The following is an 11343-nucleotide window of genomic DNA, read 5'->3' on the forward strand; positions in this document are numbered from 1 at the left end:
CATGGACCCTGTACTTGATGTTCGCGACCTGTCGGTCGAATTTCGCACCGCGCGTGGGCGCATCAAAGCTCTGCGCAATGTCAGTTTCTCGGTGCAGCCGGGGCGGATCGTGGGCATCGTCGGCGAAAGCGGGTCGGGTAAAAGCACGGTGCTTTGGTCGATCCTTGATCTGCTGGCAGGCAATGCCATCGTGACAGGCGGGCAGATCAGCTTTGAGGGTCGCGACATGCTGACCCGAACGACCCAGCAGATGCTGGCGCTGCGGGGCGAGGACGTGTCGGTCGTGTTTCAGGACCCGATGACGTCGCAGATCCCCGTCCTGACCTATGCACGGCAGATGCGCGATATCCTGTATCGCCGAAGCGGACTGGGCAAGGCGCAGAAACGCAAGATGGCGACTGAGATGCTGGACAAGGTCGGAATTCCCGACCCCGACATGCGCGTCGATCAATATCCGCATAACTTTTCCGGCGGGATGCGCCAGCGGACGGGCATTGCCATGGCGATGCTGACCGGCCCCAAGCTGCTGCTTGCGGATGAGCCGACAACCGCGCTGGACGTCACGATGGAAGCGCAGATCATCCACCTGTTGCGCGAGATGCAGCGCGAGACCGAAGCGACGGTTGTTGTTGTCTCGCACAATCTGGGCCTTATCGCGGAACTCTGCGACGAGGTGGTGGTGATGTATGCGGGCGAGGTTGTCGAGGCAGGCAATGTGCACGACATTTTTCACCACGCCCGTCATCCCTATACGCGTGCGCTTCTGGAATGTGACCCGGCCCGGATCGAAGAGAAATCGCATCGGCTGCCGGTTATCCCCGGCGACATTCCCGATCTTGTCCAGCCGCCGCAGGGCTGCATCTTTGCCTCGCGCTGTCAGCGGGTGATGCCACGTTGCCTGACCCAGCCGCCGCCGCTGGTCGAAGACGGGCAGGGGGGATATGCACGCTGTCACCTCTTGGCCGGACCGGGACACGACAGCAGCTGGCCGCCGCCGCCCGAGGTGCTGACCGTGGCACGCGGCGCTGCGGCCACCGCCGGTGCAAAGACCATCTCGTCCGAACCCTTGCTGGAAATTGCCGACCTCAACGTGCAGTTCAACACGATGGGCCCGGTCTGGGCCAAGGTGCACGGCGTGAAACAGCCGTGGGTCACCGCTGTCGTCGACGCGAGCATCAAGGTACATGCTGGCGAAACCGTGGGTCTGGTTGGCGAAAGCGGGTCAGGCAAAACCACGCTGGCGCGCGCTGCCCTGAACCTCGTCGGATCGCAGGGGGGCTCCGTGCAGTTTGAAGGGCAGGATGTCAGGGGCATGGCGGAAAGTGCGTTCAAACCCTTCCGGCGCGATATGGTGATGATGTTTCAAGATCCGGTCGGATCATTGTCGCCGCGCAAATCCGTGCGCGCGCTGATCACCGAGCCGATGAAAATTCACGGCATCAGGAATGTGGACCCCGACCAGGAAGCTGAACGTCTGGCCGATATGGTGCGGCTGCCAAAGACGCTTTTGTCGCGCTATCCCCACGAGCTTTCCGGCGGTCAGGCGCGGCGTGTCGGCGTTGCGCGGGCATTGGCGCTTAATCCCAAACTGGTCATTGCGGACGAGCCCACAGCCGGGCTGGATGTGTCGGTGCAGGGGGAAATCCTGAACCTAATGGCGGATTTGCAGGCCGAGCACGGGCTTGGCTATCTGATCATCACCCACAATCTGCCGGTGGTGCGCCATATAAGCGACCGGCTTGCCATCATGTATCTGGGCCGCATCGTCGAAGAGGGGCCCGCAGACGAAGTGTTCGCGGCCCCGTTGCACCCCTATACCGAAACGCTGGTGCGCGGTGTGCCACAACCGGACCCTGACCGGCGCAGGACGCATGTGGTGGTCAAGGGCGAGGTGCCAAGCCTGCTGAACCGGCCTCTGGGTTGCGATTTTGTCTCGCGGTGTCCTCATGCCCGCGCACTCTGTCACAAGGTGGTGCCCCCTCATGTCACCGCAGGGGACAGGCGCACGCATGCTTGCCATTTTCCACTGGATACGGTCAGCACCACCGAAAAAGAAGGATCTACAATTTGAGCTACGGTATCTATATCGGCAAATCCCATACTGCCACCGGCACTCCCTATCTTGCGGGCTACGGCGACGAACCTTCAAGCCATTGGCTGACGATCGAACCGGCGCGGACCTTCGACGAGGATGCGACGATCACCGTGGGCGTCACGCCCCAGGCTGACATGCCGGGCCATCTGACCCAGATCCCCCAGGCCCGCAGGACCGCACGCAACATGCGTGTCGAATACAGCTATTATCTGGGTGTGCCTGCGCCGCTGACGAATGGGGGATTGAACGAACACGGAGTCGCCGTGCGCGATATCTGGTCCACCTCAAGCAAGGCGTTGATCGACCAGACCCCGAAGGATCAGTCCGGGCCGAACTACTCGGACCTTGCGCGGATCGTCGTCGAGCGGGCCCGAACCGCCCGTGAAGGTGTCGATCTGATCGGGGCATTGATTGCCGAACACGGCTATTCGACCTATGGCGGCAACTCGCACATCATCGCAGACCCGGACGAAGCTTGGGTCGTGATAGAGTTTGCCGGAGGGTTGGGGCTATGGGCAGCCGAGCGGCTGGGTGCGGACAGCATCCGCGCGTCACGTCCCGGCTATATCGGCGAAGTGCCAAGCGCACCTACCGAGGATTTTCTGTTTCCCGCCCATTTCATCCAGACCGCTTGCGACCACGGCTGGTATGATCCGGCTTCGGGACCGTTCGACGTGAACCGCGTTTATGGCGATGGAAAAGGACGTTGGGACGGCGTCGTCTGGATCGAGGAGGAGATGCAACGTCGCGCAGAGAAACCCGGAAAAATCACCTTGAGCGACGTTTTCTGGTCAATCTCGACCAGCAGGCTGACCGGCGATACCGCAGGATACGGACAAGTCGTGCCACTGGAACATCCTGCCCACCCCGAACTTCGGATGATGTACCATGCGCCTGTCGGACCGGTCACGGCACCGTTGATGCCCGTCTGGCTGGGTCAGAATTCAGTGCCGGACGCCTACACGCGCCACCGCTATCTGACGACGGGCGAAAGCGCACGCTTTCTGGATCGCCGCAAGGAACCGACGACCCCTGATGCCGTCTCGACTGTGCCGCAAGGCATCGAAAGCGGGGATAGTGCGGTGTTCAGCTTTAAACAACTGATGCATCTGGCCTTTCAAAAGCAGGATACCATTCTGCCTGAAACCGATGGGCATTGGCGCAACTTCGAGACTTGCATCGAAAACGCATTGCCGGGGGTCAGGCGTTCGGCCGAAGTTCTTATGTCTGCGGGTGAGACCGCACTTGCCGCTGATCTGTTGACGGAGTTTTCCGAGAAATGGTTTGATCGTGCATTGGCAGATTGCAAGGCGCTTGGCATGGCAGCCCATGCAAGGCTCAGAGCTGCGAACGAGCTGAATATGACAGCCAAACCGCTGTCCCCGCCTCAGAGTTGGTAGGCTTAAGGCGGCACTGACGACGGCCCATGCCTCTGCCGATGAAAGCGCGTCATTTGCGATTTCTTTCGGTGTTATGGGCGAGTTTGCGCCTTGCCCGGATCGTTGTAGCGCCAGCCCATGCGTATTCGCGGTACAGCCCGGAAACGTGCGCGCCCTTCTAAATCTGCCGCAGGACACCCATGTTTTCTTCATCTGAACCTTCTCAGTTATCCTGCCGAGAAAATTCTGCTTCCGCACCCTCTTATTATTGGGGCGATCACTAACGAACTGATGGAGGCCCGCATAGTCAAGGCTGGTCAGCGTGAGGTTGTGAAGGTGAACGCATGGCCGCTTGGTTAGAACACAAACAACCTTGCCCTGGTTCTCAACGACTTACTCAAAGAGCTGGCCAAAGGCGGGCTTCTCGCGACTAGCTCGAATGCTTCATACAGACGTGCAACAACGCCTCGCGAAGCAGGTGCAGCGATTGCAGGTTTTCGTTTTCTCGTAGGGTGACAAAACAGGTCTGGATGGGCAGGAAATCAAGGTCGGGGGTTACCAGTGGTACAATTTTTCCTTCGGCGGCCTGCGTTTCCAGAACGATCTTTGGCACGCAGATTAGAAGTTCAATACGCTGGGCCAGACGCAAAAGCGACGTGGGGTCGGCCGAAACTTCGACAATCGGAACTGGAGCCGTCACGCCACAGTTGCGAAAAGCCGTTTCGATGCTGCTGCGGTTGTTCGTATCGCCCGATGGCAACGCCCATGGCCACTGTGCCAGTTCTGCCGCGGAAACGCTGGAACGGCCTGCAAGCGGGTGATCGACCGAGCATGCCACCTCCAGGCTGGTTTCGGTCAGAGGTTCATACCGCAGCGTTTCAGCCATTTGTTCAGGTGTTGCGGTCCAGTCTACACGCCCGACATAGCAATCCAGATCGCCCTTTAGCAGACCCGACATCATGTTGCCGACAGTTCCCGCCTCGATCCGAAAGCGTATGTTGGCACGATGTGCTTCCATCTGACGCAACGCAGAAGGAACGAGCTTGAGCATGACAGCCGGATTGGTGCCGACGCGCACAACCGTCGGCAGGTCGGCGTGTAGGTCCGCAGCAAGGTTGTCAAAAATAGCCAAACCCGTACGTGCCCGCTGCATGGCCACCTGACCCAATAGGCTAAGCTTTGCACCACGGACCGACCTGTCTACCAACGTCACGCCGAAAGCAAACTCAAGATCCTTTAGCATCTGCGATACGGCCGGCTGCGTCAGGTTCATCACTTCACCCACAGCGCGCAATGAACGGTGGGTATCGATCAACTCGAGCAGACGAAGCTGGCGCAAACGAAGTCGGTCGAGATGAGGGGATGAAATGGTCATAAGAAATATCTATCACATTGAAGAATCTTTCGGCTACTCCTTTCAACTGGCCTTCGTTACCCCTGAAGTAGGGGAGCGCCGGAGCCACGAATTTGGCAACGGCAAAAGACAAACGCTGTGCGATCCACCGGACCGGTTTTCCGCACAGCCTGTCAAACGGGAGGAATTTTGTGAAACGAGCGGACCTTATTTCAGGGGTGGTACTGGCGGTCTTTGGACTGTTGATGCTGGCGTTTGTGATCCCGATGCAAATTGAACAGGCCCCAGCAGGTTATGTCTCGCCACGGCTGGTTCCCAATCTGGCGATGATCTTCATTGTTGGGCTGTCGGTGTTGCTGATCGTAAAAACCTTGCGCAAGGTGGATGACCCGCCATTGCTGCCCGAAATCGTATTTTCACGCAGCGAGATGATTGCCTTGCTGAAGATTTCTGCGGTCTTTGCTGTAGGTCTGGGCTTGTTCTTGCTTGGCACACCGCTTGGTGCCGGAGTGGTTCTGATTGCAGGGACACTCATTTTGCTGGGTGAATACCGGCCTCTTATATTGGTTTTGATGCCTGCAGGTTTACTGCTGGCGATCTGGGCGCTTTTTTACAAAGTGCTCGGTACTGCGATCGTGTGATCGTGGTATGGAACATCTTCTTATCGGTTTTCAAAATGTCCTCACGCCGGTCACCTTGTTCTGGGTGACCGTCGGAGTAACGCTTGGCTATGTGCTGGGGGCTTTGCCAGGGCTTGGCAAAGCCACGGGCGTAGCAGTGGCTATCCCAATGACTTTTTACCTGCATCCGGTCGCCGCCATTGCATTGCTGATCGGGATAGCAAAAGGCAGCGCTGCGGGCAGTGCGGTTTCGGCCATTCTTCTGAATACACCAGGAGAGCCTTCCTCAGCGCCCACGACACTTGATGGCTATCCGATGGCGCGACAGGGCAAGGCGCAAAAAGCGCTGAAGATGGGATTGTTCGCCTCGGTCATAGGTGATTTCTTTTCAACACTGGTTCTGATCGCTCTGGCGGCGCCTTTGGCGCGCTATGCGTTGTTGATCGGGCCGGTCGAGCTGTGTGCCATTTTGCTCTTTTCGCTGACGTTCATAGGCGGGCTTGCGGGTCGTTCCATGCTCAAAGGGCTGATCGCTGCGGCGTTCGGCGTCTTCTTTGCCACTATCGGAATCGAAACCGAAACCTTTATCCCGCGGATGACCTTTGGCCTATTGGAACTGGACGACGGTATTTCTTTGGTGCCGATGGCGATCGGTATGCTGGCGATTTCCGAAATGGTCATTCAGGCTGGAAATGCCCGCAAGATCGACAGCGATGCGGAGAAGATCAATGACAGCACCACGCCGGATGACCGGCGGGTCACGCTGTCCGAATGGCGCAGGTGCCTGCCGGTGATCGGTCGCGGCACGTTGATCGGCTCGCTCGTCGGTATTCTTCCCGGGCTGGGTGCCAGCGTTGGTTCGTTTCTGTCTTACGGTGCGACGCAGCGGGCCTCGAAGACGCCTGAAAAATTCGGCACCGGCATGATCGAAGGTGTTGCAGCTGCCGAAAGCGCGGACAACGCGGTTGTGCCGGCAAGCTTTGTGCCGCTGTTTGCCCTGGGCATTCCGGGCAGTGTGATCGCTGCCATATTGATTTCGGCACTGGTGTTGCACGGACTGACGCCCGGACCGATGATGTTTGTAGAGCAGCCGCAGATGGTGGCCGATCTGTATGCAGCGATGATTTGCGCCAGTCTGATTCTGCTGGTTGTCGGCTACACCGGCCAACGCATTTTCGCGCAGGTCATCCGTGTGCCGATTAGACTGATTATTCCGGTTGTGCTGTTTCTGTGCTGCGTTGGAGCCTACATGGATACGAATACGCTGTTTTCGATCTATCTCATGCTGGGCTTTGCGCTGTTGGGCTTTTTGGCCCGCAAGCTGGAGTTCTCTTTTGTCACCTTTTTGATCGGCTTTGTCATTGGCCCCAATCTCGAGCTGACCTTTCGCCAATCTCTGCAAATCTTGGATCACGATTTGATGCGCCTGCCGGCGCATCCGATCGCCATCGGCTTTGCTGTGCTGACCATTGTTACCGTGGTCTGGATTAACCGAACCAACAACCGCCTTGCTGCGCAGAAATTAGTACAGGCCGGTTCCAAGACAGCAGACCAGACTTAACAATCGCAATCTGAAAACTGGGAGGAAAACAGATGTACAAGACCAACAGAAGACAGCTTATAAAGGCCGCCGGAGTGGCATTAATTGCGCTGACCGGGCTGAACGCAGTCCCGGCCCGTGCGGCGGATTACCCCGATCGGCCGCTTACCATGCTTGTGGGGTATAAGGCAGGTGGGCAGACCGATCTGGTGGCGCGCGGCGCGGCCAAAGTTCTTTCCGACCAGCTTGGCGTTCCGGTCAATGTCGTTAACAAACCGGGCGGTGGCGGCATTCTGGCGGCACACGAGCTGCAGAAAGCAAAGCCGGATGGCTACACGGTCCTGTTCCACTCTAACAGCGTGATCAACACAGAGCCTTTCGTCATGAAGCGAGTGACATTCAAGCCTGACGACTTTGAATACGCCGGCATGATTACCGCCTATCAAGTGTCTCTGGCGACGCAAAAAGACGCACCTTACGACACACTTGCGGAATTCGTTGCCTGGGGGAAAGAGAACCCCGGTTTCAGTTACGGGTCACTTAGCCCGACGGCGCGGATGATCATGGAAGTTATCGCCAAACAAGAGGGGCTGGATGTGAATATCGTGCCGCTCAAAGGTGGTGGCGACATGATGAATGCGCTTCTGGGCAAGCAGGTGGCCTTGGTTTTATCCGGTGGCATTCACTACAAATACCCGGATGAGTTGAAATCCATCGTCGCGCTGACCACGTTCCGTCAACCATCGGCCCCCGAGGTCGAAACCATCAACGAAGCGGGGTATCCGCTGGGCATGGACTCTCGCACCACGCTCATCCTTCCCAAAAGTACACCGCGTGCCGCTTTGGAGCGTTTGAGTACTGCTTTGAAAGCGGCTGAAACTGATGCTGATTTTGCCAGGGTCGTATCTGCGGCAAATATCCCGATCCTCTACAAAGATCTGGATGCCGCCGCCGCCGAGATCCGCGAAAGCTACGAGCAGAACCGGTCGATTTTTGAAAGCGCCGGAATCGAACCCAGGTAAACGGCGCGCACCAGCGCCTGCGGCTCGGGCTGTCCGACCTTCCTGAGCCGCATCTTTAATTTCCTTTTATTGTTCCCAAGGTGAAGCAAACCATGTTCCAGCCACTTAAAGGCATTCGCGTGATTGATCTCAGTCAGGTTCTGGCGGGGCCCTATGCCACTTATCAACTTGCCTTGATGGGCGCCGAGGTCGTCAAGATCGAAAAACCGGGAGAAGGTGACTGGACACGTACCGGTGGTCCTTTGCCCGAGTTGGCAGAACGGCGTATGGCACTGGGGTTTCTGGGGCACAACGCGGGTAAAAAGTCTGTCACGCTCGACTTGAAGTCGCCCGATGGGCTGGCAATCGCGCGTCAACTGTTGGCCGACGCCGATGTCTTTGTAGAGAATTTCAAACCCGGCGTTGCAGAACGGCTTGGGCTGGGGTTCGAAGCGCTGCGCGAGATCAATCCTAAACTGGTCTATTGTTCCATTTCGGCATTCGGGCAGGATGGCCCGTTCAGCAACCGGCCAGCCTATGACCATGTGATTCAAGGTATGTGTGGTATCATGCTGACCACCGGCAAACCCGGCGATGGTCCGGTCAAGGTGGGTGCTCCTTATATCGACTACGCCACGGGCATGAACGCTGCTATGGCAATCATCGCAGCGCTGCGCGAGGTCGAGCGAACAGATATCGCCGTGCAGGTGGATGTGGCCATGCTGGATACTGCGATGACACTTATGGCATCGTTGATGAGCACACATCTGACCACCGGCTGGAAGCCCGTTCAAAACGGAAACGAAGCCTGGAGCGCCAGCCCTTCGTCGGGCGCATTTGAAACCGCTGACGGCATTCTGATGCTGGCAGCGAACCATGACACACAATTTCACAACATGTGTCATGCCATCGGTCGCGAGGACATCCTGCAAGACGCCCGATGGGAAAATGTGGCCGAACGGCACGCGAATTGGGAGAATCTGCGCGAAACGCTTGAACAAACGTTTCTGACGAAACCTGCAACCGATTGGGAAGGTATTCTTGCCGAAGCGGCAGTGCCGGCGGGTCGGATTCGCGGACTAGACGAGATGCTGGCCGAACCACAGGTCGCCGCGCGTGGTTTGACCCGTGAAATCCGCATAGACGGGCATGACGGTCCGATCCACATTCCCACCATGAGCTTCAAAGCTAATGGCGAAAACAGCACGTCCGATCTGATGCCCCGGTCGCTGGGTGCCGATACAGAAGCGGTCCTGCGGGCGGCTGGCATTTCACAAGAAAAGCTGGACGCCTTGCGGTCTGCGAACATTATTTAATCCTGTGCCAGCATTCGCTGGGATTCACGCAAGACTATTTGGTTCTGTGCCGACACGGGTTCATCGGCCGCAACAAATGCCGGACGCCGGATCAAAGCGCGGGCAATCGCGACGCGCTGCCGCTGTCCACCCGACATTACGTGCGGATACTGATGTTCAAGATCCTCCAAGGACACGTCTTTGAGCACTTGGGTAACACGCCGATCTGATTTTTCAGAACCCAGCTTCGATTGCCTTAGTGCTGCTTTGATTGTCGCGCCTATTCTGATCCGAGGGTCTAGCGACGAATAGGGATACTGGAAGATAAACTGGCAAGCGCTCGGGCAATGTAATGCAGTCGTAAGACATCGATCGTTGCCGATCGGGACATGCGGGAAAGCACGCCGATCTCGATGAGCGCCATCAACGAACGCAATGGAAACGATACCTATGTCAGCAAGCCGGTTCTGCTTCCATTTCGCTGTCATACCCAGTGGAACCGAAACGACGGCCGCGATCGACATCGCCCCCAGGACAATAAAGGCCGTCACACCAAACCGTTCCCAGATCAGAGTGAGTACCGGTGTGCCGTTCACCGTTGAATAGCCGAAATGACCACCCAACACCTGTTTGATCTACAGCAGGAACTGAACGTTCACGGGCTTGTCCAGTCCCATCGCACGCCGCATGTTTTCAAGCTGGATCTTATCTGCTGGATTACCCGGCACCATCATCATCAGGAAATTGATCTTGTTAAAATACGCCTTCCAATTATTTCATCCTCGTACAGAAACGGTCAGTCGCAAAGAGGTTCGACTTGAAGTGGCTGACCTCGATGCACCACAGACAGCTCAGGTGGGATCACGGCGATACCCATTGCCTGCGCAACCGGGGACAGCGAAGCGGACGCGCCTTGTCCCAGACGGTTCAGAACCGGGCGGCCCATTGCATCACGCCTGTCCCATGTAACCGGCACATATTCCCGTCGACCCGTCGTGCGGGTGTAGTTGAAACTCGCGACGGCGGGGATCCAGGTGTCCGGCTCTTCGGTCAGACCCGCGACGCGGCGCAAGGCCGGGCGGGCAATCTGGGAAAAGGTGATCGCTGCGGCGTAAGGATTTCCTGGCAAACCAAAATACAGCGACTGGCCGAGTCGACCCACGGTGAGAGGTTTGCCAGGACGGATCGCAACTTTAAGAATATCCATATCCGCATGTTCAGCCCGAAGCGCATCGAGGATATGGTCCTCTTCGCCTGCTGAAACGCCCCCCGATGAGATCACTACGTCATGCAGCATTGCAGCATCACGGATCGCGGCGCGGATGATCGCAGGATCGTCGGGCAGAATACCCAGATCCGTCAGATCCACCCAAGGCAGGCGACGCAAGGTTGCGCGCAGCAGCACCCGGTTTGAGTTGTATATCTGGCCATGTCTGAGCGGCTGCCCCGGCTCTGCCAGTTCATTTCCTGTGGACAGGATCGCCACGCGTACTTGGCGCTTCACGTCCACAAGTGGAACACCACTTCCTGCCAGCAGTGCCAGGCGCGGCGGGGTCAAGGCCAGACCGGGGGCAAGGGCGAGCTTGCCGACCATCAGGTCTTCGCCCCGGCGGCGGATATTCAGACCAACTCTCGGAGCCTGCTCCAACGTGATAGTGTCGCCGTCTCGTACAATGTTTTCCTGCATCACCACGGCATCCGCACCATGCGGCATCGGGGCCCCTGTAAAAATGCGCGCAGCCGTGCCTGATTTCAGCGCGTTGTTGCGCCCGTCGCCGGCGGCAATGCGGTCGGCCACCGGCAGGGTCCAAGGTCCGTTTCCTGACAGATCGTCGACGCAGAATGCATAGCCATCCATTGCGGAATTATCAAACGGAGGCAGGTTCGCCGCGGCAACGATTTTCGATGCCGTCACACGCCCCTCTGCATTCTCCAAATCAAGCACTTCGGAATCCGCCACCGGGCAAGCCGCAGCGATAGCCCGCAACCGAGCTGCATCGACGGTCAGTGTTTGCCCCGCTTTTCCAGCGGAACATTGAGATTGGCGTAACATGCATGC

At 57.8% G+C, this 11343-nt stretch carries 10 protein-coding genes; 7 read left to right on the top strand and 3 right to left on the bottom strand.

Going from position 1 to position 11343, the window contains the following annotated elements; translation table 11 throughout:
* Position 1: 1 nt before the first annotated feature.
* Together SULPSESMR1_RS00715 and SULPSESMR1_RS00720 are read left to right on the top strand one after the other, a co-directional pair.
* The gene (locus tag SULPSESMR1_RS00715; RefSeq protein ID WP_089419098.1) at positions 2-2071 is read left to right on the top strand and encodes a dipeptide ABC transporter ATP-binding protein; all 2070 of its coding nucleotides are present in this window, start codon (positions 2-4) and stop codon (positions 2069-2071) included.
* Entirely contained in the window at positions 2068-3495 is a 1428-nt protein-coding gene (locus SULPSESMR1_RS00720; protein WP_089419099.1) for a C69 family dipeptidase, read from the top strand. The genes SULPSESMR1_RS00715 and SULPSESMR1_RS00720 overlap by 4 nt, the downstream gene beginning before the upstream one ends.
* 409 nt (positions 3496-3904) lie before the next feature.
* Here SULPSESMR1_RS00720 and SULPSESMR1_RS00725 read toward each other — a convergent pair whose 3' ends face one another.
* Entirely contained in the window at positions 3905-4849 is a 945-nt protein-coding gene (locus SULPSESMR1_RS00725; protein WP_089419100.1) for a LysR family transcriptional regulator, read from the bottom strand.
* On the opposite strand from SULPSESMR1_RS00725, the gene SULPSESMR1_RS24855 reads away from it, so the two are divergent.
* The 5 genes from SULPSESMR1_RS24855 to SULPSESMR1_RS00745 all read left to right on the top strand — a co-directional run bounded on the left by SULPSESMR1_RS24855 (position 4842) and on the right by SULPSESMR1_RS00745 (position 9305).
* Positions 4842-5105, top strand: coding sequence for a hypothetical protein (locus SULPSESMR1_RS24855; protein ID WP_157728937.1), 264 nt, complete (start codon positions 4842-4844; stop codon positions 5103-5105). The two genes, SULPSESMR1_RS00725 and SULPSESMR1_RS24855, sit on opposite strands and share 8 nt — an antisense overlap.
* Positions 5074-5469, top strand: a complete 396-nt coding sequence (locus SULPSESMR1_RS00730; protein WP_157728938.1) for a hypothetical protein — start codon at positions 5074-5076, stop codon at positions 5467-5469. The genes SULPSESMR1_RS24855 and SULPSESMR1_RS00730 overlap by 32 nt, the downstream gene beginning before the upstream one ends.
* A 7-nt stretch (positions 5470-5476) precedes the next feature.
* Positions 5477-7009 (top strand): tripartite tricarboxylate transporter permease, encoded by a 1533-nt coding sequence (locus SULPSESMR1_RS00735; protein ID WP_089419102.1) that lies wholly within the window; start codon positions 5477-5479, stop codon positions 7007-7009.
* A gap of 32 nt (positions 7010-7041) precedes the next feature.
* Positions 7042-8010 (top strand): Bug family tripartite tricarboxylate transporter substrate binding protein, encoded by a 969-nt coding sequence (locus tag SULPSESMR1_RS00740; RefSeq protein WP_089419103.1) that lies wholly within the window; start codon positions 7042-7044, stop codon positions 8008-8010.
* A gap of 92 nt (positions 8011-8102) precedes the next feature.
* Complete coding sequence (locus tag SULPSESMR1_RS00745) at positions 8103-9305, top strand: CaiB/BaiF CoA transferase family protein (protein ID WP_089419104.1); 1203 nt, start codon at positions 8103-8105, stop codon at positions 9303-9305.
* Here SULPSESMR1_RS00745 and SULPSESMR1_RS00750 read toward each other — a convergent pair.
* Complete coding sequence (locus SULPSESMR1_RS00750; protein ID WP_198362826.1) at positions 9302-9907, bottom strand: ATP-binding cassette domain-containing protein; 606 nt, start codon at positions 9905-9907, stop codon at positions 9302-9304. The genes SULPSESMR1_RS00745 and SULPSESMR1_RS00750 overlap by 4 nt on opposite strands.
* A gap of 173 nt (positions 9908-10080) precedes the next feature.
* A complete protein-coding gene (locus SULPSESMR1_RS00755; protein WP_089419105.1) occupies positions 10081-11337 on the bottom strand; it encodes a molybdopterin molybdotransferase MoeA in 1257 nt (418 codons plus the stop codon).
* Positions 11338-11343: the final 6 nt, after the last annotated feature.

Origin of the sequence: Pseudosulfitobacter pseudonitzschiae (assembly GCF_002222635.1) — a bacterium.
Classification (GTDB): domain Bacteria; phylum Pseudomonadota; class Alphaproteobacteria; order Rhodobacterales; family Rhodobacteraceae; genus Pseudosulfitobacter; species Pseudosulfitobacter pseudonitzschiae_A.